Source organism: Aliivibrio friggae, from assembly GCF_057368515.1.
Genome location: NZ_CM170648.1, coordinates 2,263,890 through 2,290,044 on the forward strand (window position 1 = coordinate 2,263,890; position 26,155 = coordinate 2,290,044).

Below are 26,155 nucleotides of genomic sequence, written 5' to 3' on the forward strand. Positions count from 1 at the left end.
ATGAAATACACATCGCCTCTTGCTTTATCTGATCAGCAACTCACAATTACTGAATTAAAACAGCAACTCACTCTTTTCTCTCAACATCAAACGGATTGCTTCCATCAAAGCCTACTTGTTTCAGAGTTGGTTCTTCAGCGTGCCACCTATTTCGATCAGTTACTTTCACGTTTATGGCTATTTTTTAAATTTAATGAATCACCTAACTCCTCACTGATTGCTGTTGGTGGTTATGGCCGTAGTGAACTTCATCCTCTATCTGATATTGATATCCTTATCTTAACCAGTGACGCCACTAGCGATGATTTTTGTCAAAAAGTCAGTAACTTCGTCACGTTATTGTGGGATTTAAAACTAGAGGTTGGCCACAGCGTTCGCTCATTAGCAGAATGCATAGAGATAGGAAAAAATGATTTAACTGTAGCAACCAATCTACAGGAAGCTCGTTTAATCTGTGGTAATGAAGATCTTGCCCATCAGCTAAAATTAAACATTCATTCTGATAGTTTTTGGCCAAGCGAGGCGTTTTATCAAGCCAAAATTAAAGAACAAAAAAAACGTCACAGTCGCTACCACGACACAACCTACAATTTAGAACCAGACATAAAATCGAGTCCTGGGGGGTTGCGAGATATTCATACCCTAAGTTGGATTGCTCGACGTCATTTTGGTGCGACTTCTTTACTTGAAATGAGCCAAGCTGGTTTTTTAACCGACGCTGAATACCGAGAATTATTAGAATGCCAAGAGTTTTTATGGCGGGTAAGGTTTGCTCTGCATATCGAACTGAGACGATATGACAATCGCCTTACTTTTGGTCATCAACCACAAATTGCTGAACATTTAGGCTTTATCGGTGAAGGTAATCGTGGCGTTGAGCGCATGATGAAGGAGTTTTATCGAACTCTACGTCGCGTCGCAGAGCTCAATAGTATGCTTTTGAAAATTTTTGATCTTGCGATTATTAATCAAGGCGAGCAAGAAAAAGCCATTATTATTAATGATGATTTTCAGCGTCGTGGCCGATTCATTGAAGCAAGAAAACCTGCCTTATTTCAAGCTCGCCCTGACACCATTCTTGATATGTTCTTGCTCATGGCAAATGACTCGTCTATTGAAGGCGTTGCTCCACCCACTATGCGACAACTACGTACGGCTCGCCGACGATTAAATCGCTTTTTATGTGATATTCCAGAAGCGCGTGACAAGTTTATTCAACTAACACAGCACCCTAATGCTCTTCATAAAGCCTTTAGTTCAATGCATAAGTTAGGTGTACTTTCAGCCTACTTGCCTCAATGGAGTCACATTGTAGGGCAGATGCAATTTGATTTATTTCACGCTTATACCGTTGATGAACACAGTATCCGTTTACTGAAGCATATTAATACATTCTTAAATTCTGAAAATAGACCACAGCACCCAATTTGTTGTGAAGTTTATCCCAAGATAATCAAAAAAGAGTTATTGATCATTGCCGCCATTTTTCATGACATAGCAAAAGGCCGAGGTGGTGATCACTCTGAATTAGGTGCTGTTGATGCTTATGAATTCTGTATTACTCATGGGTTATCAAAGCCTGAAGCTAATTTAGTCTCTTGGTTAGTTAAAAGTCACTTACTAATGTCTGTGACAGCCCAACGCCGTGATATTTATGATCCTGACGTTATTACTGAATTTGCTAAACAAGTTCGAGATGAAGAGCGCTTAGATTACCTAGTTTGTCTTACTGTTGCTGACATTTGTGCTACTAACCCTGATCTTTGGAACAGTTGGAAACGATCTCTCATTGCTGATTTATACAATGCTACCCAAAGAGCGCTGCGTCGAGGATTAGAGAATCCACCTGACATGCGCGATCGTATTCGCCACAACCAATATATGGCTTCAGCACAATTACGCAGTGAAGGCTTTACTCAGTGGGAAATTGAAGATTTATGGCGCCGCTTTAAAGCCGATTACTTTTTACGCCACACTCACCAACAAATTGCATGGCACAGCAGTAATCTACTTCGTCATTCAGATAAAGAGTCATCACTCATATTGGTCAGTAAAAACGCAACTCGTGGCGGTACTGAAATTTTCATTTATAGTAAAGACCAAGCCCACTTATTTGCAACCGTTGCAGCAGAACTCGATAGACGCAGTATTACCATCTATGACGCTCAGATAATGTCGAGTAAAGATGGCTATGCTCTAGATACTTTTATGGTTCTGGATCAAAACGATGAACCAATAGATGAAGAAAGACAACAGCGCTTAATTGAACAGTTATATGCGGTTGAACTTGAAACCCAAGAAAGTCACATTAAAACCCGACGCCCACCACGTCAATTACAACATTTTACGGTCAAGACTCGTATGGAGTTCTTACCAACAAAAACAGGTAAACGTACCTTGATGGAATTTGTTGCTTTAGACACACCAGGATTATTGGCAACCGTTGGGGCGACTTTTGCACAGCTAGGCGTGAATCTTCATGCCGCAAAAATTACGACTATCGGAGAAAGAGCTGAGGATTTATTTATTCTTACCTCTGACCTAGGTGGTCGATTAGATGATGAAAAACAAGCTGAACTAAAGGCCGCATTAATTGAGAATGTCGATAATCTAATTAATTGATATTTATAAATGAAAGTGAGTGGGTCAACTAAACCGATCCACTCCACAAGTTTACCGTTCACTATTTGTGCTCATCCTTATCTTAGATAAAGATTGAAGCGACAACATAATAATAATGGAGTAAATAATGTACCCACACCTAGTTAGTCTTGGAATTTCAGAACCTGAAAAAATCGAACGTTACTCTCTACGACAAGAAGCTCAAAAAGATGTATTAAAAATTTACTTTGGCAAACAAAAAGGTGAGCTATTCGCTAAGAGCGTAAAATTCAAATATCCACGACAAATAAAGAATGTTCTAGTCGATAGCGGCAGTCATCGTTATAAAGAAACCACTGAAATTAACCGTAACCTTACGCTTATTATTGATGAGTTAAACAAGATCACACGCCCAGAAAAAGAAACAGCTGCCGATGTGAAAAAGAAAATCCTCAAAGATCTTCGTCATTTAGAAAAAGTAGTGGCAAGTAAAATTGAAGAGATTGAACGAGATCTAGATAAGCTATAACAATACCAATCTATATAAATACAGAAATAAAAATGGACCCGCGAAGGTCCATTTTTTATGAGAAAATGTTAAAGATCACCGATTAAGGCATCTCTTCAAACTCTTCCTCACCTTCTTTATCGATTGGTGTTGGCATTAGGTGCTCACGAGTGATTCCTAATTTAAGAGCCAATGCCGATGCTACGTAAATAGAAGAATACGTACCAACAGTAATACCCAATAGTAATGCAAGAGCAAAACCGTGGATCATCGCTCCACCTTGGGTAAACAATGCAATTACAACAAACAAGGTTGTCGCTGAAGTGATCAACGTACGACTTAATGTTTGAGTAACCGAATCATTCATAATATCTTCAGGCTCACCCTTACGCATCTTCAAGAAGTTTTCACGGATCCGATCAAATACAACGATGGTATCATTCAAGGAGTAACCGACTACCGTTAATAGTGCTGCGATAATCGTCAAATCCACTTCAATTTGTAGGAATGAAAAAATACCTAATGTAATTATGATATCGTGAGCCAGTGCCAATACAGCACCTGCAGCAAGACGCCATTGGAAACGCATCGAAACGTAAGCCAAGATACACAGTAAAGAAACAAGAATAGCTAAACCACCAGCTTCCGTTAGTTCGTCACCCACATTAGGGCCAACAAACTCAATACGACGCATCTCAACTTGATCACCAGTGCCTTCTTTAATCGCACTAATAATCTGGTTACCTAATTCTTCCCCTTTAATCCCTTCACGAGGTTGAAGACGAACAATAACATCACGTGCAGTACCAAAGTTTTGTACTGTTGCATCACCAAAGCCTTTTGCTTCTAGTGCACCACGAATATCGGTTAATTGAGCAGGTTGTTCAAAACCCACTTCAATTAATGTCCCACCCGTAAAATCTAAGCCCCAGTTCAACCACTTTGTTGATAGAGTAGCAATTGACGCTACAATCATCAGCATAGAGAAGAAAAAGGCAGGCTTAGACCAACGCATGAAGTCGATGGTTTTCTCTGCTTTCATTATTTGAAACATGACAAATATTCCCTTAGATCGACAGTTTGTCTACGCGCTTGCCGCCGTAAACTAAGTTAATAATACAACGAGTACCAACAATCGCAGTAAACATTGAAGTCAAAATACCAATAGACAGTGTTACCGCAAAACCTTTGATTGCACCAGTACCAACAGCAAATAGAATAATCGCAGTAATTAACGTGGTAATGTTAGCATCTGCAATCGTACTGAATGCATTCGCGTAACCTTGTTGGATCGCTTGTTGTGGATTACGTCCGTCTCTTAACTCTTCACGAATACGCTCAAAGATAAGCACGTTTGCATCCACCGCCATACCTACGGTTAATACGATACCGGCAATACCTGGCAACGTCATTGTCGCACCAGGGATCATCGACATAACACCAATAATTAATACTAGGTTAGCCCCTAGTGCTAAGTTAGCAACCAGACCAAAGCCACGGTAGTAAACCAGAGTAAACAGCATTACTGCAACCATACCCCAGATACACGCTTGAATACCCATATCGATATTTTGCTGACCCATAGATGGACCAATCGTACGCTCTTCAACAATCGAGATTGGCGCAATTAGTGCACCTGCTCGAAGTAGTAAAGCAAGATTGTGAGCTTCTGCTTGAGAGTCAATTCCTGTAATACGGAAACTACGACCCAATGCAGACTGAATCGTCGCTTGGTTAATTACTTCTTCTGTTTTAGAAAGAATAACTCGACCTTCAGGTGTACGACGACCGCTGTCTTTATACTCTGTAAATACCGTAGCCATTAGCTTGCCGATGTTTTTACGAGAGAACGCAGTCATCTTACTACCACCTTCACTATCTAGTGAGATGTTAACTTGTGGACGACCATATTCATCAGCACTTGAGCTTGCATCTGTGATACTCGCTCCGCCAAGAATAATACGTTTTTTCAGAACCACAGGACGACCATTACGATCTTCTTTAATCTCGCTACCTGCTGGTGCTCGACCATTTGCAGCTGCGGCTAAATCCGCTCTATCATCCACTTCGCGGAACTCAAGTGTTGCCGTCGCGCCTAAAATTTCTTTAGCACGAGCCGTATCTTGAACACCCGGTAATTCAACTACAATACGACTAGCGCCTTGACGTTGAACAAGAGGTTCAGCTACACCAAGTTCATTAACACGGTTACGAATAATGGTAATGTTTTGCTCAACCGCGTAGTTACGGATCTCTTGTAAACGTTGATCTGTGTACTTAGCAACTAATTTGTATTGACCATTTGATTCAGACTCAACAAATGTCATATCACGATGGATATCAGATAATACCTTTTTAGCTTCAGCTAGCTGCTCTTCGTTACGAAGAACGACTTCAACGGCATCTTTACCTGACTCACGAATCGCACGGTAACGAACTTTTGCTTCACGTAAATCAGTACGGAAGGACTCTTGCTGTTGACCAATAAGCTTACTCATTGCCGCGTCCATATCCACTTCCATTAAGAAGTGAACACCACCACGTAAATCAAGACCTAGCTTCATTGGAGCAGCACCAATAGAAGTTAGCCAATCAGGAGTTAATGCTGCAAGGTTTAGCGCCACTACGTAATCTTTACCTAGTGATTGATTGATAATATCTCGAGCACTGATTTGAGAATCAGTATCACTAAAGCGAACAAGTACACTGCCGTTTTCAAATGCAATAGACTTATAGGCAATATTATTCTTTTTTAGATTTTCAGCGACAACATCCAGCGTAGAGGTCTGAACCTCAGTACCACGGCTACCCGTGATTTGAACGGCTGGATCTTCACCATAGAGGTTTGGAAGTGCGTATAACGCGGCAATAAGTAGTACAGAGACTACCATCAAATACTTCCATAAAGGGAAACGGTTTAACACAGCGATGTCCTTAATGAAAAATACCCCCTAACCGAAATTAGAGGGCACAGTTTTTATAGTGATTTCAGAGTGCCTTTTGGCAGAACCGCTGAAACAAAATCCTTTTTAATTGTCACTTCGTTATTCGCGTTTAGCTCAATTACGATGTAATCATTTTCTTCAGATGCTTTAGTAATTTTACCTACTAAACCACCTGCAGTAAGAACTTCATCGCCCTTACCCATAGAAGACATTAGGTTTTTGTGTTCTTTTTGACGTTTCGCTTGTGGGCGATAAATCATAAAGTAGAAGATAACTGCAAACATACCAAGCATGATAAACATTTGCATACCACCGCCTTGTGGCGCCGCTTCACCAGCTGCATGAGCCTGAGAGAAAAAATTCATTTAATAACGTCCTCGTTAATCTAGTTTCTAATTTCCGGTTTCTAAAATGTGACCATACACATATCCCTTTAGATATATGGGTGATAACTCTGTTTTTAAAGGTCTTTTAATGGTGGAACTTCACGATCACGGCGTGCATAGAACTCTTCTACGAACTGCTCAAAACGTTCTTCTTCCAGTGCCTTACGAATGCTCGCCATAATACGTTGGTAATAACGTAAGTTATGAATCGTATTTAGACGCGCACCTAAAATTTCATTACAACGATCTAGGTGATGTAAGTAAGACTTGCTGTAATTCTGACAAGTATAACAATCACACTCAGGATCTAGTGGTGTTGTATCAACTTTATGTTTCGCATTACGGATCTTGATCACACCGCCAGTCACAAATAGGTGACCATTACGTGCATTTCGCGTTGGCATAACGCAGTCAAACATATCAATACCGCGACGAACACCTTCAACCAAGTCTTCTGGTTTACCAACACCCATTAGGTATCGAGGCTTATCTTCTGGTAATTGTGGACATGTGTGCTCTAAAATGCGGTGCATGTCTTCTTTTGGTTCACCTACTGCTAGGCCACCAACAGCATAACCATCAAAACCAATTTTCGTCAGCGCTTCAACAGACACATCACGTAAATCTTCGTATACACCACCTTGAACAATACCAAATAGTGCATTCGGGTTTTCTTGGCGATCAAATTCATTACGGCTACGATCAGCCCAACGGATTGAACGTTCCATTGAAATACGCGCTTCATCATGTGTTGCAGGATATGGCGTACATTCATCAAAAATCATAACCACATCAGAACCAAGATCGTACTGGATTTGCATTGATTTCTCTGCATCCATAAAGATCTTATCACCGTTTACCGGGCTACGGAAATGTACGCCTTCTTCAGTGATCTTACGTGTTTTACCAAGGCTGAATACTTGGAAACCGCCTGAATCAGTTAGGATTGGGCCTTTCCAGTTCATGAAGTCATGTAAATCACCGTGCAGTTTCATGATCTCTTGACCAGGACGCAACCATAAATGGAACGTATTACCCAGTAAGATCTCAGCACCAGTGCCTTTTACTTCTTCAGGAGTCATACCTTTAACAGTACCGTAAGTACCTACTGGCATAAATGCTGGAGTCTCAACCGTACCACGGTCAAATTGTAATTGACCACGACGTGCGCGACCTTGTTTTTTAAGTAGTTCGTATTTCACGAAACCTCCAATAAGCCAGAGAAACAATCTGACAATTTGTTTAATTTGCTCACATTAAAAGGGTAATGCAGCACCTCTGTATTACCACCTTTCGATTATAAATAATGGTGATAACACAGTCGAAAACGTCCTGTTTTCTATTTCACTGGCTCCGTGAGCGAAATCTAAATTTATCTTTGCGTTTAACGTGTCTTAATTACGCCGTTTTCTTCGTAATGAACATCGCATCACCGTAACTAAAGAAACGGTATTGATTATTTACCGCTTGATCATACGCCTTCATGGTATTTTCATAACCCGCAAAAGCACTTACAAGCATAATCAGAGTAGACTCAGGTAGATGGAAGTTTGTTACCAATGCATCCACAACTTGGAATTCGTAACCTGGGTAGATAAAAATTTCAGTGTCATCAAAAAATGGTGCTAACTCTGTACCTTGTTTTAACGCATGTTGCGCCGCACTTTCAAGTGAGCGAACCGAAGTCGTACCAACAGAAATAACACGACCACCACGAGCTTTGGTTGCTTTAATGGCATCAACTACTTCTTGAGAAACTTCCGCATATTCAGAATGCATGTGATGTTCTAAAATATTATCAACACGAACAGGTTGGAATGTACCCGCGCCAACATGAAGCGTAACGTAGGCAAATTCTACGCCTTTTGCGTTCATTTTTTCTAGAATCTCTGTATCAAAGTGTAAACCAGCGGTTGGGGCTGCAACAGCTCCCGGTTTTTCGTTGTAAACCGTTTGGTAACGCTCTTTATCTGCATCTTCATCTGGACGGTCAATATAAGGCGGTAATGGCATGTGACCAATTTCATCTAAAATATCTAATACTTTCTTTTCAGAAGTAAAACGAATTTCAAATAAAGTATCATGGCGGGCAACCATTTCTGCTTCATACTCTTGATTCTCGCCTAACCACAGTTGATTACCTGGCTTTGGTGATTTAGAGCAACGGACGTGGGCTAACACTGAATGCTCATCTAGAACACGCTCAACCAACACTTCTAGCTTACCGCCAGAGGCTTTAACACCAAACATACGAGCAGGAATAACACGCGTATTGTTGAATACAACAAGATCACCACTCTGTACTAAATCCAGTACATCAGTAAACTGACCATCATGTAATTCACCACTATTACCATTCATTTGTAATAGGCGACTTGCCGTACGCTCAGGTTGAGGGTAACGCGCAATAAGTTCATCAGGTAATTCAAAATGGAAATCGGATACTTGCATGGTTTACTTCTTCATCAAAAATGGCAGACAGAGTAGTATATTCACGCGAAGAGCAATAGCAAGGGATGAAGCAATATACCTCTCAAATTTTCAATAAATATACACTTTGCAGATTGAAATTGACTTTAAACAGAGAAAGTCCCATCAATATTTTTGTCTCTTCAAAAAATCTAGCCCGCTCGCACTTTTTTCTTTCATCTGCCTCTATATTTACTAAAGGATACATAAATCAGCAGGAGCAATTATGTTTACCATTAGCGACTTGATGACAACTCATCCTCATACTCTGCTTCGTTCTAATTCTTTAGAAGATGCCAAAGCATTAATGGACGAGCATGGTATTAGGCACGTACCTATTGTAGATACAGATCACTCATTGGTTGGATTAGTCACTCAACGAGATTTATTAGCAGCTCAGACATCATGTTTAGAAAAGCCCACCTTCGAAGATATCTCCACTCTCGATATTCCACTCAATGCAATCATGCATGAAAATATCATGAGTATTTCTCCACACGGAGGATTAAAATCAGCGGCAGTATTCATGCAAAAACACAAAGTAGGTTGCTTGCCAGTTGTTGATCATGGGAAGTTGGTAGGAATAATTACAGACTCAGATTTTGTTACCATTGCGATTAATCTATTAGAGTTGCAAGAGGAAGTCGATCCGATGGAGATCGATGAATAGCAATAATTAACAGACAAAAAGAAAGGGAGACTCCATTCTCCCTAAAACGTGATAATACGACTCTTTTTTATTATGTGGATATGGGGTTAGTATTAATTAAGCGTTGGTTTTAAATTGCTCTTCTTCTGTTGAGCCTGTTAGTGCGGTCACTGATGAATTTCCACCTTGAATGGTATTGGTCATAATATCAAAATACCCCGTACCTACTTCTTGTTGGTGCGCCACAAAAGTATAGCCCTTCGATGCCGCTTCAAACTCTTTACGTTGAACCATTTCAACATAATGACGCATTCCCTCACCTTGTGCATAAGAGTGCGCTAGTTCAAACATGTTAAACCACATGTTATGAATACCCGCAAGCGTAATGAACTGGTATTTATACCCCATGTCTGCCAGCTCTTGTTGGAACTTAGCAATGGTTTCTGAATCTAGGTTTTTTTCCCAGTTAAACGATGGTGAACAGTTATAGGCTAATAGCTGATCCGGGTATTCTGCATGAATAGCCTCTGCAAACTTACGAGCTTCTTCTAAACATGGCGTTGCGGTTTCACACCATACCAAATCAGCATAAGGTGAATACGCCAGACCACGAGAGATAGCTTGGTCAATACCTGCGGTTACTTTGTAGAAACCTTCAGCAGAGCGCTCGCCTTCAATAAATTCTTGATCATACGGATCACAATCAGAGGTCAGCAGATCTGCGGCATTAGCATCGGTTCTTGCAATAACCAATGTTGTTGTGCCTGCTACATCGGCTGCGAGTCGTGCTGCTACCAGTTTTTGAACCGCTTCTTGAGTTGGAACTAATACTTTCCCCCCCATGTGACCACATTTTTTCACTGACGCTAGCTGATCTTCAAAGTGAACCCCTGCCGCACCTGATTCAATCATATTACGCATCAACTCATAACCATTTAACACGCCACCAAAACCGGCTTCTGCATCGGCAACAATCGGTAGGAAGTAATCAATGCCCTCTTCTGGCGTTGTACCATTTGACCATTGAATCTGATCTGCTCGGCGAAAAGCATTATTAATACGTTTAACTACCGAAGGTACTGAATCTACCGGATAAAGAGATTGATCAGGATACATGGTCGATGCGGTATTGTTATCTGCGGCAACCTGCCAACCAGAAAGATAAATAGCTTCAATTCCGGCTTTTGCTTGTTGGACTGCTTGCCCACCCGTTAGCGCACCAAGACAGTTCACATAGCCTTTTTTAGATGTGCCATTCACTAGTTCCCATAATCTATCTGCACCTTTTTGAGCAATCGTATTTTCTGGTGCAAATGAGCCTCGAAGGTTGATCACCTCTTCAGCCGTGTAAGGACGAATTACGCCATCCCAACGTGGATTTTCTGCCCAATCTTTTTCTAGTGCATCAATTTGTTGTTGGCGAGTTTGCGGTTTAAATGTAGTCATAATAGTTCCCTCTCTTATAAATATTCATAGCCAGGTAGTGTTAAAAAGTCCGTTAGTTGATCACTGGTGGTTAGTTGCTCCATCAGTTTTGCAGCTTGGGTAAATTGTCCCGAGTCAAAACGCTCAGTTCCCAATTCATCCTCTATTACTTTTATTTCTTCCAATAACATGGTTCTAAACAAATCAGCCGTTACGGTTTCTCCGTTATCAAGTGATTTTCCATGTTGTATCCATTGCCAAATAGACGTTCGTGATATTTCAGCCGTTGCAGCATCTTCCATTAACCCATAAATAGGGACACATCCATTGCCAGTGATCCACGCTTCAATGTATTGAACCGCGACACGAATGTTATGACGCATTCCCTCTTCTGTTCTTTCACCTTCACAAGGTGCTAATAATTCTTCGGCGGTAATGGAGTTGTCATTTTCTCGACTGATATCTAGCTGATTGGTTCGATCGCCTAATACCTTGTCGAACTCTGCTCTCGCGGTGTCAGCTAATCTTGGATGAGCAACCCAAGTGCCATCATGTCCATTATTGGCTTCCAGTGATTTATCAGTTTGAATTTTATTCAACACCCAATCATTTTTTACCGGATCTTTCGATGGGATAAAGGCGGCCATTCCTCCCATAGCAAACGCTCCTCTTCGGTGACACGTTCTGATCAGTAATCGTGAATAGGCATTTAAAAACGGTTTTTCCATTGTCACTACTTGGCGATCAGGTAGCACGCGATCTGGATGATTTTTTAAGGTTTTAATGTAGCTAAAAATGTAATCCCATCGGCCACAATTCAATCCAACAATATGTTCTTTTAAGCTGTATAAAATTTCATCCATTTCAAATACAGCAGGCAGCGTCTCTATTAATACTGTTGCTTTAATAGTGCCTTGTTTTAAACCAAACTCACGTTCCGCAAAAGTAAATACATCACTCCACAACGCCGCTTCTTGGTAGGCTTGTAGTTTAGGAAGATAGAAATACGGACCACTGCCTTTTTTTAATGACGTCTGGTAGTTGTGATAGAAATAAAGCGCGAAATCAAACAAAGCTCCGGGAATAGCAACACCATTAAAAAGCACGTGCTTTTCTGGAAGATGCAAACCTCGAACTCGACAAATCAATACCGCTGGGTCTTGTTTAAGTTGATATACCTTTTGAGTTTGAGGGTTGGTGTATTGGATCGTGCCATTCATTGCATCTCTAAGGTTAATCTGTCCGTTTAATACCGCTTCCCATGATGGTGCTAGTGAATCTTCAAAATCTGCCATGAAGACTTTCACATTGGCATTCAATGCATTAATCACCATTTTTCGGTCCGTAGGCCCTGTGATCTCAACGCGTCTGTCTTGAAGGTCACTTGGAATACCTTGAATACTCCACTCAGACTCTCGAATAGATCGTGTCTCTGTCAAAAAGTCAGGTAGCTCTCCTGCGTCTATTTTTCGCTGTCTAGCTTGACGAGTTTCTAAAAGATCAGGCACTCGATGCGCAAATTTATCGACAAGATGAGTAAGAAAGCGAACGGCTCCAGCACTTAATACTTCGTCTACTTGGGGAAGACTAGGTCCAATAATGGATATCTCTTGTTCTTTCGTCGTCATGGTATCTGTCATGGTTTGCGCCTCCGGCAAAATTACATTTGTAACTAAAACACTACGATTTAGTATTCATGTTTCATCCTATTCATCGTTCTTACTGTTTACGTCTATTACATTCTCGAAAGAGCCAATGAATTACAACCCCTACCAAAGGCTAATATCACCTTGAATTTTCAATGAGATGTCGACATAAAACAGAAAGTTGAGTTATGAGTAAATGCTCTATAAAGATAATTGTCAAAGATTAATTTTTACATTTATTTAACACGGAAAGGTCGCTATGATCTGAAAATTACGTTATAAAATTACACAAATTAAACTTGTAAAATTGAACATGTAAAATTCACAGTTTTAATTTCACAAAGAAAACAGCGGGATAGAATAAAAAAGGGGTGATAAGTAAGCTTGTTTAGAGAGGAATAAAAAGAAAGTGGCGGTATACAACAAGAAGAAAAGAAATAAACTGGTCAGATCTGTTTGATGATAAATATAAAGAAGTGAGAATGCGGTCACTAATTGCTCTATTATTCAAAAGTAGAAAAGCGCTTATTTAAACAATAAATAAGCGCCTTAAATATGAAAATAAAATTATAAAATCTGTTTAACAACGTCTGCCAGCTGGTGAAAAGCTTGTAAACGAGATGAACTTGGACGCCAAACTAGCCCAATTTCTCGTGACGCTTCTTGACCCGGTGGCTCAACGACAACAAGATTTTGGTTATCCAACAAACCGTGCTTAATAGCCATTTGAGGAATAAATGTCGTCCCTAATCCATTAGCTACCATTTGAACTAAGGTATGTAAGCTGGTTGCAGTAAATGGATTTATTTTTTCTTTTTTAGTTAATTTACACGCTGATACCGCATGATCAGTTAAACAATGCTCTTTCTCTAGTAAAAAAACATATTCATCCGGTAGGTCATCATAACGAATAGGTGTAGAGATAGAACCCGCCTGATCTTTACTGATCACCATCTTAAACGGATCATTACCAACAACCAGACTGTCCATACCTCCAATATCAACAGGCAAGGCAAGAATAAGAACATCTAACTGTCCCTGACGTAAAGCGGCTAATAAATTGGTCGTTGTATCTTCTCTTAGTAACAAGGTCAGTTGTGGGTAGTTTTTATTGACCTCTTGTACTAAATCACACAATAAGAAAGGCGCAATAGTAGGAATACAGCCAACTCGAAGCTGCCCTTGCATAGCATCGCCTTGGCATAAAGAGCCGAGTTCGATTAAATCTTGACCTTTGGCTAGCAACTCGCGTCCTTGAGCAACGACTTTCTCTCCTATTGGAGTAAAAACTAATGTTTTTTTATCACGCTCATATAAAGGACAACCAATTAACTCTTCAAGGTTTTGTATCCCTTTACTTAAGGTTGACTGGCTAACAAAACATTTTTCTGCTGCATCACCAAAGTGACGAGTTTCATGTAGGGTAATAAAGTAGTGTAACTGTTTTAATGATGGCCACTTGTTCATCGCTTTTCTCGATTACATTAATCTATTTAATTCGCTTTTTTCTATCATACCTTTTGTACTATAGTTTGTCCTGTTGAAACAATTTATTGTTTTCAAAAACAAAGCCAAACACGAAGTTTGGGAAATCTAATTTTTAGGAGATTCAAAAATGGTACTAGTAGGTCGTCAAGCACCAGACTTTACTGCTGCAGCTGTTCTAGGTAATGGCGAAATCGTTGATAACTTCAACTTCAAAGAATTCACTAAAGGTAAGAAAGCGGTAGTATTTTTCTACCCACTAGACTTCACTTTTGTTTGTCCTTCAGAGCTCATCGCTTTTGACAACCGTCTAGCTGATTTCCAAGCTAAAGGCGCAGAAGTAATCGGTATCTCTATCGATTCACAATTCTCTCACAACGCATGGCGTAACACTGCTATCGAAGATGGCGGTATTGGCCAAGTTAAGTACCCATTAGTTGCTGACGTTAAGCACGAAATCTGTAAAGCATACGATGTTGAGCACCCAGAAGCTGGCGTTGCTTTCCGTGGTTCTTTCCTAATCGATGCTGACGGCCTTGTTCGTCACCAAGTAGTTAACGATCTTCCACTAGGTCGTAACATCGACGAAATGCTACGTATGGTTGACGCACTAAACTTCCACGAGAAGAATGGTGAAGTTTGTCCAGCACAATGGGAAGAAGGCAAAGCAGGTATGGACGCATCTCCAAAAGGCGTTGCAGCATTCCTATCTGAACACGCTGACGACCTAAGCAAGTAATTGCTGACCTAGAGTATTTACATCAAATACTCGACTGCACCTAAGCTCAACGGTGCATGTGGCTAGAATATTAAAAGCGTATAAACGCAGTAGCCTAAAATCAGAAAGTTTGCCTAATACTAAAAGCCCTGAAGTTTTCTTCAGGGCTTTTTTCTTTCTTCATAGAGCGTAATTCTGACGCCTTCTTCACACATCTAAAGATAAATATTCTTTATACTGACTAATTCTCCATTATTTCTATCTACATATCATGTCTATTAAAATTGAAGTCTGTATCGATAACTTAGAATCTCTGCATAATGCTATTAATGGTGGCGCAGATCGCATTGAACTCTGCTCTTCACTGGCGTTGGGGGGATTAACACCAAGCTTTGGTTTCATGAAAAAAGCAGCGGCTATCTCTTCTATTCCTGTTTATGCAATGATCCGTCCTCGCCAAGGAGATTTTCTGTATGACAACGACGATATCTCGGCAATGATTGAGGATATTCATGCAGCAAAATTAGCCGGCTTACAAGGGGTAGTTTTTGGCGTATTAAAAGCTAATGGCGATATTGATATGCCGCTGTCTGCACGATTAATGAAAATAGCTAATGACAATGATTTAGGTGTAACTTTTCACCGCGCTGTTGACCAATGTTCTAATTATAAAAAAGCCATTGAAAACATTGCAGAGCTAGGATGTGAACGTATTCTAACATCAGGCCTTGCAGCGAATGCTTATGATGGTATTGATGTTCTATCTGACATGGTAAAACTAGCAAATGGGCGATTTGAAATATTAGCAGGTGCTGGTGTCACCGCTGAAAATGCGAAAGAGATCATTGAAAAGACGGGTATAACTGAGATCCACTTATCCGGAAAATCAACTCGTCCAAGTAAAATGAAGTTAGTATTAGATGGCGTTAAAATGGGCGCTGGAGATTTAGATGATTTTATTGTCCCAGTGACTGACCCTAAAAAAATAGACGCAGTAAGACAACAAATTAGTTAATACGCTTTACTGTCATGACAAAAATGCCAGAGCTCATCACTCTGGCATTTCACTATAAATAACAATTAATTATTAAAATGGTTATTATTTTGCTAATTGAATAGAATTAACGTCAATCATTGTTTCAGTCCATTCTTTATCAACTTCACCATGAATTACAATTTTAGTTTCAGGTGTTGCTTCAATACCATTCCAATCTTTATGATCGATCTCTATTCTCACTTCACCTGTTTCATCTTTAAATTGGTACTCTTCATTACCTAATGAAGACGTGATGTAACCTGTCAATGTAACTGCTGCATCATCATCTGAATCTAAAGCAGCTCTAACTGTGCTCACTGACACTGAACTAGGGCCAGTAAAGCCACCTTTTACCACTTGAGTATTTTGAGCAGCAAAAGCTGTTGAAGATGCGAATACTAATGCGCTTGCTAAGATAATTTTTTTCATTTTATTGTGCCCTAAATTTATAATTAAATACTGATAACGCTATATTAGAAGTAGTAAGCTGAACTCAACATGAATGAGGTAGAATTAGCTACGCTATCTGCTTGATAACTTGCTGATGCACCTAACGCTAGGTTTGGGATCACCATGTATTCAATACCTACGCTTGCAATACCACCGAAGACACTTTCTGATTTAGATGCTCCATGTTCATAATCAGAAATTGATTCTTGATCTGTTAAATCATTTTCAATTTCTGTATATGCTGATGAGTCATATTTATACTGGGTATAAGTTAAACCTAAGCCCATTTTTAATTGTAATTTCTCATTAAAATTATGAAAATAGACTGGTTTAAACGTAAATTGACTTGCATCTAAATCGGCATTCCACTCACGTTCCGTTTCTACAGGTGGAACATAAGACAATCTCTTACTCTTCGAATCATCACTCTCAAATTTCTTATAGCCTAATTCTAGACCAAAATCGTTAAAACGATAGCCAACAAAACCACCAAAAGCTGAACTTGAGTCATCAGGAGTTAACGTTACATCTCCAGTAGTTTCTGAAAAAGTAGATGAATAATCATGACTCATGTTTGTTACGCCATATTCTAAGCCAACGTATGGAGCAGCAACCGTTGCTGTAGAAGTTGCAGCCATTAGCAAAAATAAATACTTTTTCATTATCAATTCAATCCTATAGTCATGGGGTTAAGCTTGGTCTTAATTCGTTATATAGGTACTATAGAGGGTAGTTCGTGAAGGAAGCGTGAAGAGTTATTAAATAATTCAGATTTTATAAGGAAATAATTCACCATGGCAAAAGATCTATTCGCCACATTAGATTTAAACTTATTGAGAACTTTTTTAATTCTTTCTCAAGAGTTAAATATGCGTAAAGCCTCTGAGCGATTATTTGTTTCTCAACCGGCAATCAGCCAAGCGTTACAAAAACTTCGTAACCATTTTGATGATGAGTTATTCATTAAAGTCCGTCATGGCCTGAAACCAACTCCTTTTTCTGAAGAGCTAGCCGAAAATATTCAACCCTATTTAGATGGTTTATCTTCTATCTTAAATTCATCTCAAAACTTTGAACCATACAAATTAGAAAAAACACTGACAATAGCCTTGGCACCTCAAGTATTGAGTTGTCTGTCTGGATCTCTATTTCACCAAATTCGTGAAGAAGCCCCTAGTGTTAACTTGCAGCTAGTTAATTGGTCCGAATCGACTTTTGATGATCTTATCAAAGGTAAAATAGATATCGCCGTCAATTACGAATTTAATGCCGTTCAAAAAGAGCTTATTTCGCACAAATTATTGGATATCAAAGGTTGCGTCATTGTGCGTCAAGATCATCCAATAACCAAAACACTCGCAACCCCTTATGATTTTGAAGGTTATGAAATCGCTTCTTTAATTATTCCTGGTTGGAACAATAATAAAAGCCTTGCCGCTGATGTTTTAGATGAACTTAATATAGATTATAAAGTGGGTTTTCGTTCTGAATTACCAATGGCATTAATTGATGTTGTGCAACATACGGATATGTACTTTCCGTCTACTTCTCTTTTCCCTACTCATCAATATTCATCACTTAGACGTATAGACCTAATTCTTGGTGATATTGTTTTAAATTACCCTATCTATAGCTTTTATCATCAAAGACATAAAAAGAATCCTCTCTACGTTTGGCTCAATAAATTGATTAAAGAACTCCTACTAAAAAGTAACACTTAACTTATCAATGGGGGCAGTATAAAACAGATACGATAAGGTTTGCTTATAATTAAAATAATTACAGGTGATTAGAAAGCAATCACCGAACTCAATATTATTCATTCCATCAAACGGAAACAGATTTATCGGTAAGCAAGGATGCTCATTACTGATCTAACTTATGATTAATATTGAGAGTTATAAAATGAAAAAATCTATCTTAGCACTATCCCTAACTGCCATCTTTTCTTCTTCTGTTATGGCTGAAACCATTCAGAACCCAGCAGAGCTTCCAGGAATTGACAACTCTATTCCATCTGTATCAGACCGACCAAGCCCTGATTTTGGAAGCACTCCCAACTGGGGATTAGGCCCAACTCAACCACCAATGGCAACAGAACCTGAATGGCAAGTTCCTTCAACACCGGTTGAACGTCCGCTGCCAGATACTCCTGTAGATCGACCACAACCGGCAGACCCAGACTTTGGTATTTCAGTTCCAACTCAACCACCACTTGATGACAATACACCAAACCGTCCAACTCCTGACTATGGTGATACACCTCACTGGGGAATTGGTCCAGATAAACCTGTCGATCGTCCAGAACCTGTAGACCCTGATTTTGGACAAGCGGTTCCTGAGCAACCACCAATGGATAATACTCCAGAAAGACCACAACCTCAGAAACCAACGCAACCGCCAGTTGATGATAATTCACCAGAACGTCCTCAACCTCAAGTTCCAGTGCAACCGCCAATGGATGACTCTCCTGAATGGGGGATCCCACACGTCACTGATGGTCAACGCATTACTTCATTAGAAAATGAATTCAAAGCCATGGCTGAAGAGAATAATCGTCGCTTCAATGAGCAAGACGAAAAGATTGATGGGGTTAGAGCAGGTTTGCATGCTGTAGCCAATGCTCGTCCATTTGTAACAAGTGGTGAGTTTGCAATCGGTGCAGGTGTTGGTTTCTCTGGTTCAAAAGAAGCATTAGCTCTAGGTGGGGCTTACGGTATCAATGAACAATTAAGTGTTTCTGGTACCTTCCACTATGAATCATCTGGTAACTACTCATCATCAGATGTCGCAGGTGGTGTTGGTGTTCAATACAGCTTCAAATAAATAACTCTCGCCCCGCCAAGGATTGGTAGGGCACTTTTATTTAATGCTTATACAACATAAATAATTTAATTCTACTGCAACTCTATTTCTGTCTTTGACAACTCACCATACCGGTAGTATCGCCTCTGCTCTCTCATACAGAGGCTTTTTTGTGTATTCCTTACAGTTCATCAAATCCATACCCATTAATAAGCTTTAGTTATGATTAAGATAAACACTAGTGATTAGTGAACTATGCAAGGATTTCTTACTATAGCTCCATCAAAACAATTAAAGATAAAACAAAGCACGGATGCTTTTTAAAACTATTATGAGAGAGTATCCAATATGAAAAAATCACATCTAGTTCTTGCTATTGCAACCCTATTTAGCGCAAACACTTTTGCTAATGACTTCCACCTTTCTCCTGAAATTAAAATCGGTCCTTACGGCGGCTTTGGTATTCAAGCAGGTGTGACTGATGCTCTAGGTTTTGATGCGGCATTTATCAGTTATGGACGTACTATTTATAGCAGTTCTATGTATGACGAAACTATCGATTCATACCGCTTTGGTATTCAACAGATGTTTGGCGCATCAAAAATGCATGGCATGCAGCTTGAGGTCGGTCTTGCAGATTATGATGGTAAGAAAACTAAAAGTGGTGAAACTACAAAAGAAAGTGCATTAGGTTCAAGCATTGGCGCATCTTATGTTTTCCAAGCAACGAACCATTTAGGACTAAGAGCCGGTGTTGATTTAAACTACTTCCCAATGAGCGATACTTATATTCCTTATGAGCTATCAACTAACTTTAATATCGGTATGACGTTCACTTTTTAAGTGAACCAATCACAGTAAGTGATCAGATACAAAAATGGCGCTGTTTATTTAAACAGCGCCATTTTTATTTAATATTGAATTGAATCAAATTACATCGCAAAGTTTACGATTGGGAAACAAGGTAGGAAACCATTTTCCGCACAGTTGATCAGACCAACTTGAACACCTTTGATTTCAGATGTCATGTTGAAGAAACCAACTTGAACGTGTGAATCATTTGAAAGATTAGCAACACCAACATCAACCATGGTGTAACCTTCAGAGTAGTTCACTGCAGATACGTTAGCACCTTTCACATTATTAGTGATGTTTACAAAACCTAGGTTCGCACCTAAATCATCACCCATATGCCAGTTAAACAGACCAAAAGATGCACCAGTCATGTTGCCATTAACTTTGTTCGCACCGATAAACAGTGGGAAGTTAACACCTGTTAGGTTATCACTCTCAGACATACCAAGTGCAAAATCGACACCTGTTACATCGCCAGTTTTACCATGAAGAGCTGCTAAGCGAACACCTTTTACTTCACTTGCCGCTGGTGCATTAAAACCATTCAGAGATGAAAACATCACTGGCGTACTATCCGCCATAGCGAATGATGAAACCATAGATAACGCCGCGCAAGTACCAACTAAAATCTTCTTCATAATATATTCCTTTATTACTATAATTTATGATTATTAAATGAATCTATTTTTGTATTATCAATCGCATTATGAATGCAATAGCTCATAATATACTCGTTAGTTGCGATAAATACAGCATAGCTCAAATTTTATTTGTTTGATTATTATTTTTAAGTCAAAGGCTTATTTCGAGTGAAGTATCACTCAACTTATTTAATCACATCATCAATATTTTGATCGCCGATATGACGTACATCCTTTCCTTTGACAAAATAGATAATATATTCACAAATATTCTGGCAACGATCGCCGACTCGCTCAATAGCACGAGCCGCCCACATTACCTTCATAACACTTGGAATTGAGCTAGGGTCTTCCATCATGTAGTTCATTAATTGACGAATAACCGCGTCATATTCTGCATCTATTTTATCGTCAAACTTATAAGCTTCGGTGGCCGCTTTTACATCCATACGTGCATACGCATCTAGTACTGAATGCATCATTTTTACTGATTGACGTCCAAGAGATTCAAGAGAAACTAATAAAGAATGATGTTTATTCGAAAAGTTTTCTAGCGATACTTTCGCTATTTGAGAAGCGACATCACCAATACGTTCTAAATCAGTAATCGTTTTAATGATCGCCATAACTAGGCGTAAGTCACTAGCGGTAGGCTGACGCTTTGCAATGATACGGGTGCACGCTTCATCTATTGCCACTTCCATGGCGTTCACTTTATGGTCTTCATGCATAACACGTTTTGCCAAATCGGCATCGTGATTATGTAATGCTTCTAATGCATAGGTAAGCTGCTGCTCAACCATCCCCCCCATGGTTAATACATGAGTGCGAATAGCTTCAAGTTCGGTGTTAAATTGGCCTGAAATATGTCGACCAAGTTGCATGGTATGTCCTTATTTTATCGTTAGCCTATCATAGGAATTATCCATAGCGGCCTGTAATGTAATCTTCAGTTTGCTTATGTATTGGTGATGTAAAAATCGTATTTGCATTACCGTATTCAACCAATTTACCTTGGTTGATAAAAGCGGTGTGATCGCTCACTCGTGCAGCTTGTTGCATATTATGCGTCACAATAACAACGGTATATTTACTTTTTAGCTCATAGATAAGCTCTTCAATCGTCAGAGTAGAAATAGGATCCAAGGCTGACGTTGGTTCATCTAGTAATAATACTTCTGGCTCAATAGCAATTGCTCTAGCGATAACTAAACGCTGTTGCTGACCACCAGATAATCCAAAAGCATTTTCATGCAATCTATGTTTCACTTCGTCCCATAGCGCTGCTGCTTTTAAGGCTTCTTCTACTGCTTCATCTAATACTCGCGCTTCTTTCACGCCCTGTAAACGTAAACCGTAAACAACATTCTCATATATTGACTTAGGAAACGGATTTGGCCGTTGAAACACCATTCCCACACGACGACGTAGTGAAGGTATGTCCGTATTTGGCTGATAAATATCATCACCAAATAATTTAATAGATCCTTGGATTTTGCAATTATCAACAAGATCATTCATGCGATTAATACAACGTAGCAACGTAGATTTACCACAACCAGATGGTCCAATAAACGCCGTTACTTGTCCTTTAGGGATACGCATCTCTATATTGGATAATGCGAATGTTTTATCGTATTTTAAACAAAGATTATTAATCTCTATTGCGGTATTTTCATCCGATAAATTATTTACGTCTATTGGCGATAGAAAAGAGAGATCCGGTGATAATGAATACATATAGTTATAACTCCAATGTTCGATATTTCTCTCGTAAATTATTACGAATTGCGATGGCCGTTAAATTTAATCCAATGATAACGGTTACTAATAAAAAGGCCGTTGCATACACAATAGGTCTGGCAGCTTCAACATTAGGGCTTTGAAATCCAACATCATAAATATGATAACCAAGGTGCATAAATTTTCTATCTAAATGCAAATAAGGAGCAACAGCATCCACCGGTAAAGAAGGCGCTAATTTTACCACCCCAACTAACATGAGAGGAGCAACCTCACCTGCGGCTCTTGCCACCGCTAAAATTAACCCCGTCATAATCGCAGGGCTTGCCATAGGCAAAACAATCTTCCATAAGGTTTCAAACTGAGTTGCACCTAATGCTAACGAGCCATGACGTACTGAATTAGGAATACGACTTAACCCCTCTTCGGTTGCAACAATCACAACAGGAAGAGTTAAAATAGCGAGAGTTAACGCTGACCATAACAACCCTGGTGTTCCAAACGTTGGTGTTGGTAATTCATTTGAGTAAAAAAGTTGATCAAGCGTTCCGCCCACCACATAAACAAAGAAGCCTAAACCAAAAACACCATAGACAATGGATGGTACACCCGCGAGATTTATCACCGCAATTCGAACTAACCTTGTTAACATATTAGGCTTTGCATATTCATGTAGATAAATCGCAGCAATGACACCTAATGGCATCACAATAACAGACATCAAAAGTACTAATAAAATCGTTCCGAAAATAGCTGGAAAAACGCCCCCTTCAGAGTTTGCTTCTCGTGGGTTATCAGAAATAAAGCCATACAATTCTTCAAACCAATGTTGTGTTTTCTCTTGTAATGACATCGCATTGGGAAACCATATATCAACGACATTATCACTGCTTAATTTATAAATCTCACCCTGACTATCTTTTAAAATTAAATAGCTATAGCTCAACTGGCTCGAAATCTCCTTAACTTGTTCATTAAGGCTTTCTTCTTGTTTTTTAAACTCACCATCAGTCAGTTCTGAGTTTAGTAATGCATCAAGCTGACGATACAGTTTATGTTGTTCTTGCTCTAATAAATCAATCTTAGCTTTTTCACTTCGAACCCATGATTCAACTTGCTGTCGATTAAGTTCAAGACCATTAGAGGTCTCAATAATCGTTCCAAAATATTTACCATGTTGAAGTCTATCCACCACCACAAGAGCTTTGGGCTTGCTTACTGATTTAATTTTGTTTTTATCTATATTAATAAAATCAAAACCATTAATGTCTCGATTCCCAACCTTAATCACTAACCGTTCTAATTTTTCAGTATTGGTATCATGCAACTTTTCAACATCATACAACTGTCCAATAATCACTTTTCCGTCTGTCGTGTGCCACTCTTGTAACGCCGTTGGCCAAAAATAAGATAATCCTTTCCAGCCAATCAATAATAGAATACCAAGAACCGCAATCATGCTAATACTCACAGAACCAGCTGTGAGCCATATCCAAGGTGAACCTGATTTAATCCAATGTTTCATTTATCTACCTTCATTAAGATCAAACCTACAAACTACGATACTTTTCACGTAACCCTTGGCGTATCCACTCGGCCAATGAGTTCACAAAAAAAGTAAATACGAACAGTAAGAATGCCGCTAAGAAAAGCATCCTAAAGTGAGAGCTGCCCATTTCTGATTCTGGCATTTCAATGGCAATATTTGCCGCAAGGGTTCTCATTCCCTCTAAAATATTGCCATCCATAATTGGGGTATTTCCGGTTGCCATCAATACAATCATGGTTTCACCAACCGCACGACCTAAGCCCATCATTACCGCTGAAAAAATACCAGGGCTTGCCGTCAGCAACACAACTTTGGTTAAGGTTTGCCATTGCGTTGCTCCTAATGCTAATGAGCCTTCAGATAAATGCTTTGGCACTGAAAAAATGGCGTCTTCAGCGATGGTGTAAATTGTCGGAATAATCGCCGCGCCCATGGCAATACCCACCACTAAAGCATTACGTTGATCGTAACCAACGCCTTTGTCACCAAGATAGCTGCGTAAATCGCCATGAAACAACCAACTTTCAATAATGTACCCGTATTGAAAAGTAAGGTAGCCAATCCCAATCAAAGCAGGGATAAGTAATATTGCGTGTTGCCCGCGCGGTAATTTTCGCATGATATGTGCAGGTAATATGTGCCAGATAAACGCAATAATAATCATACTTAGTGGAAAGAGTACAAATAGGCTAAATACGGCGACTAAATTATTTTCAACAATAGGAGCTAACCAAATACCCGCTAACAAACCAATAATCACCGTGGGTAACGCCTCCATTATTTCAATGGTTGGTTTGACATATCGACGAACATTGGAAGACATAAAGTAAGCGGTATAAATCGCACTGCCGATTGCAATTGGCCCCGCAAATATAAGCGCATAGAAAGCTGCCTTTAAGGTACCAAACGCCAAGGGCATTAGGCTAAATTTGGATTCAAAGTCATCATTGGCTGCAGTTGATTGCCAAATATATGCAGGATCAGGATACCCTTCATACCATATTTTACCAAAGACAGACTGCACACTCACTTCAGGGTGAGGATTGGTGACCTCAAAACATTGCCAACCTTTTTTCGTTAGCACGATAAGTTTTTCAGCATTTGGTGGTTGAGTTACTGCCAATACCTCTTCATCAAACAGATGCTGACTATAAAGCGCTTTCTCTGTTGTTGTGTGAACTAAAGATAAGTCACCTTTAGCATCAACAATCGCCACGCCTTTACGATATACCTCTGGTGCCACTTGTTTAATCTGGCCATCAACATTAAATGTACGGATTAAAGTTAAACTACGTTTCTCATTTTTAATCGTATCAAACCACTGCGATAAACTGCCATTCTCACTCTGTACTAATACCGAATGTGCACCAGATAATAACGTCAATTTTTGAGCTGATTCTTTTAATTCAATGCGTTCTCGTAAGTTGGCTTTATGATCTTTTAATGTCCAAACTTGCAGTTCATGTTGATACAAGAAATACAGAAAATCATTATTTGGCGTAATAACCATCGATAACAATTTTTTTGTCTTATCTAACGAAACCGTTTCAAATTCAATCGGGATCGCTTTCCAAACTGATTCACCTGTCATTTGGTTAATTACACTATCAAGTTCAACACCGAGTATTCTCTCATCTTGTGTTTGCGTTAAAACAACCCCTTCGACAGGAGTAAGACTTAGAGCAACTTGAGTTAAGGCTTGTTGTTTTTCATCAATTTGAATAAGAGGAAATGGCGTAAAACTTTCAACATAAGGGATAAGTTGACGCTTTCCTTGTGAATAGTTGGTTTGAAAGCCTATTTGAGCAAATTGAACTTGCCCTTTTGAATCACCAAAGGCAAACCAATCTTGGCTTTCAATGGTTGCAGCAAATGCAGTTGGGTTATCTATTATTTGAGTTTCACTGACTTGTTTCTTGCTTTGTAAATCAATGAATTGAACCTGACCTTTATCATCAATACGATAAGCCATTTTTCCTTGTTCATCAGATCCTATTGCCAATGTGACATTCTTATATGATGTAGGATATTGAGATAAAGGCTCAACCGTTACTGAGGTAAAAATAGGAGCAATGACCGCTAATAAATAGAAGCAAATAAGCATAAGAGCCGCAATGATCCCTACGCCGCTGGATTTCACCCAAATACGCATAATCAGATCTACAACATAGCGTTGTCTGTCTCGAAGTCTCTGATTAGGTTTGGCGTATGCCATGATGGGGTAACCTCTGCTCTTAAATTAAT

Annotated in this window: 23 protein-coding genes; 8 read left to right on the forward strand and 15 right to left on the reverse strand. The window is 39.4% G+C overall.

The genetic code is table 11. From position 1 onward, the window contains the following. Together glnD and AC2INI_RS10565 are read left to right on the forward strand one after the other, a co-directional pair. On the forward strand, positions 1–2,622 hold the full coding sequence (gene glnD / locus AC2INI_RS10560; protein WP_486304794.1) for a bifunctional uridylyltransferase/uridylyl-removing protein GlnD: 2,622 nt from the start codon (positions 1–3) through the stop codon (positions 2,620–2,622). A gap of 127 nt (positions 2,623–2,749) precedes the next feature. After that, on the forward strand, positions 2,750–3,130 hold the full coding sequence (locus AC2INI_RS10565; RefSeq protein ID WP_486304795.1) for a DUF3461 family protein: 381 nt from the start codon (positions 2,750–2,752) through the stop codon (positions 3,128–3,130). Positions 3,131–3,212: 82 nt separating this feature from the next. Here the strand turns inward: AC2INI_RS10565 and secF are convergent, their stop codons facing one another. From secF to queA, 5 genes are all read right to left on the reverse strand, one after another. Further along, positions 3,213–4,163, reverse strand: a complete 951-nt coding sequence (gene secF, locus AC2INI_RS10570) for a protein translocase subunit SecF (RefSeq protein ID WP_486304796.1) — start codon at positions 4,161–4,163, stop codon at positions 3,213–3,215. Positions 4,164–4,176: 13 nt separating this feature from the next. Continuing rightward, complete coding sequence (gene secD, locus AC2INI_RS10575) at positions 4,177–6,033, reverse strand: protein translocase subunit SecD (RefSeq protein ID WP_486304797.1); 1,857 nt, start codon at positions 6,031–6,033, stop codon at positions 4,177–4,179. Positions 6,034–6,086: 53 nt separating this feature from the next. Further along, positions 6,087–6,419: a preprotein translocase subunit YajC gene (gene yajC, locus AC2INI_RS10580; protein WP_122034371.1), complete on the reverse strand. Its 333-nt coding sequence runs from the start codon at positions 6,417–6,419 to the stop codon at positions 6,087–6,089. A 95-nt stretch (positions 6,420–6,514) separates the two neighbouring features. Further along, positions 6,515–7,642, reverse strand: a complete 1,128-nt coding sequence (gene tgt, locus AC2INI_RS10585; protein WP_486304798.1) for a tRNA guanosine(34) transglycosylase Tgt — start codon at positions 7,640–7,642, stop codon at positions 6,515–6,517. A 196-nt stretch (positions 7,643–7,838) separates the two neighbouring features. Continuing rightward, positions 7,839–8,891: a tRNA preQ1(34) S-adenosylmethionine ribosyltransferase-isomerase QueA gene (gene queA, locus AC2INI_RS10590; RefSeq protein WP_122034376.1), complete on the reverse strand. Its 1,053-nt coding sequence runs from the start codon at positions 8,889–8,891 to the stop codon at positions 7,839–7,841. Positions 8,892–9,135: 244 nt separating this feature from the next. On the opposite strand from queA, the gene AC2INI_RS10595 reads away from it, so the two are divergent. Then, positions 9,136–9,579 carry a CBS domain-containing protein gene (locus AC2INI_RS10595; protein ID WP_486304800.1) on the forward strand — a complete coding sequence of 148 codons (444 nt, stop codon included), beginning with the start codon at positions 9,136–9,138 and terminating at the stop codon, positions 9,577–9,579. A 96-nt stretch (positions 9,580–9,675) separates the two neighbouring features. Here the strand turns inward: AC2INI_RS10595 and aceA are convergent, their stop codons facing one another. From aceA to AC2INI_RS10610, 3 genes are all read right to left on the reverse strand, one after another. Then, the gene (gene aceA / locus AC2INI_RS10600) at positions 9,676–11,004 is read right to left on the reverse strand and encodes an isocitrate lyase (protein ID WP_486304801.1); all 1,329 of its coding nucleotides are present in this window, start codon (positions 11,002–11,004) and stop codon (positions 9,676–9,678) included. A 14-nt stretch (positions 11,005–11,018) separates the two neighbouring features. After that, positions 11,019–12,623: a malate synthase A gene (gene aceB / locus AC2INI_RS10605; protein ID WP_486304802.1), complete on the reverse strand. Its 1,605-nt coding sequence runs from the start codon at positions 12,621–12,623 to the stop codon at positions 11,019–11,021. A gap of 573 nt (positions 12,624–13,196) precedes the next feature. After that, on the reverse strand, positions 13,197–14,096 hold the full coding sequence (locus AC2INI_RS10610; protein ID WP_122034385.1) for a hydrogen peroxide-inducible genes activator: 900 nt from the start codon (positions 14,094–14,096) through the stop codon (positions 13,197–13,199). A 148-nt stretch (positions 14,097–14,244) separates the two neighbouring features. Between AC2INI_RS10610 and AC2INI_RS10615 the strand changes: the two genes are divergently transcribed. After that, positions 14,245–14,853 carry a peroxiredoxin C gene (locus tag AC2INI_RS10615; RefSeq protein WP_122034387.1) on the forward strand — a complete coding sequence of 203 codons (609 nt, stop codon included), beginning with the start codon at positions 14,245–14,247 and terminating at the stop codon, positions 14,851–14,853. A 250-nt stretch (positions 14,854–15,103) separates the two neighbouring features. After that, positions 15,104–15,847 carry a copper homeostasis protein CutC gene (locus AC2INI_RS10620; protein ID WP_486304803.1) on the forward strand — a complete coding sequence of 248 codons (744 nt, stop codon included), beginning with the start codon at positions 15,104–15,106 and terminating at the stop codon, positions 15,845–15,847. A gap of 84 nt (positions 15,848–15,931) precedes the next feature. On the opposite strand, the gene AC2INI_RS10625 is transcribed toward AC2INI_RS10620, so the two are convergent. After that, a complete protein-coding gene (locus AC2INI_RS10625; protein WP_122034391.1) occupies positions 15,932–16,297 on the reverse strand; it encodes a YgiW/YdeI family stress tolerance OB fold protein in 366 nt (121 codons plus the stop codon). Positions 16,298–16,341: 44 nt separating this feature from the next. Further along, positions 16,342–16,980 (reverse strand): AcfA family outer membrane beta-barrel protein, encoded by a 639-nt coding sequence (locus tag AC2INI_RS10630; RefSeq protein ID WP_486304804.1) that lies wholly within the window; start codon positions 16,978–16,980, stop codon positions 16,342–16,344. A gap of 132 nt (positions 16,981–17,112) precedes the next feature. Here AC2INI_RS10630 and AC2INI_RS10635 point away from each other — a divergent pair, with 132 nt between their 5' ends. From AC2INI_RS10635 to AC2INI_RS10645, 3 genes are all read left to right on the forward strand, one after another. After that, on the forward strand, positions 17,113–18,039 hold the full coding sequence (locus AC2INI_RS10635) for a LysR family transcriptional regulator (protein ID WP_486304805.1): 927 nt from the start codon (positions 17,113–17,115) through the stop codon (positions 18,037–18,039). A 184-nt stretch (positions 18,040–18,223) separates the two neighbouring features. After that, positions 18,224–19,144, forward strand: coding sequence for a YadA C-terminal domain-containing protein (locus AC2INI_RS10640; protein WP_486304806.1), 921 nt, complete (start codon positions 18,224–18,226; stop codon positions 19,142–19,144). A 327-nt stretch (positions 19,145–19,471) separates the two neighbouring features. After that, positions 19,472–19,966: a hypothetical protein gene (locus tag AC2INI_RS10645; RefSeq protein WP_486304807.1), complete on the forward strand. Its 495-nt coding sequence runs from the start codon at positions 19,472–19,474 to the stop codon at positions 19,964–19,966. 89 nt (positions 19,967–20,055) lie between these two features. Here AC2INI_RS10645 and AC2INI_RS10650 read toward each other — a convergent pair whose 3' ends face one another. From AC2INI_RS10650 to AC2INI_RS10670, 5 genes are all read right to left on the reverse strand, one after another. Beyond that, positions 20,056–20,616: a VC2662 family protein gene (locus tag AC2INI_RS10650; protein ID WP_122034402.1), complete on the reverse strand. Its 561-nt coding sequence runs from the start codon at positions 20,614–20,616 to the stop codon at positions 20,056–20,058. 188 nt (positions 20,617–20,804) lie between these two features. Then, positions 20,805–21,503, reverse strand: a complete 699-nt coding sequence (phoU, locus tag AC2INI_RS10655; RefSeq protein WP_122034404.1) for a phosphate signaling complex protein PhoU — start codon at positions 21,501–21,503, stop codon at positions 20,805–20,807. Between the two features lie 37 nt (positions 21,504–21,540). Next, positions 21,541–22,359, reverse strand: coding sequence for a phosphate ABC transporter ATP-binding protein PstB (pstB, locus tag AC2INI_RS10660; protein ID WP_122034406.1), 819 nt, complete (start codon positions 22,357–22,359; stop codon positions 21,541–21,543). Between the two features lie 4 nt (positions 22,360–22,363). Next, positions 22,364–23,887: a phosphate ABC transporter permease PstA gene (gene pstA / locus AC2INI_RS10665; protein ID WP_486304808.1), complete on the reverse strand. Its 1,524-nt coding sequence runs from the start codon at positions 23,885–23,887 to the stop codon at positions 22,364–22,366. 25 nt (positions 23,888–23,912) lie between these two features. Continuing rightward, positions 23,913–26,126: an ABC transporter permease subunit gene (locus AC2INI_RS10670; RefSeq protein ID WP_486304809.1), complete on the reverse strand. Its 2,214-nt coding sequence runs from the start codon at positions 26,124–26,126 to the stop codon at positions 23,913–23,915. Positions 26,127–26,155 lie beyond the last annotated feature (29 nt).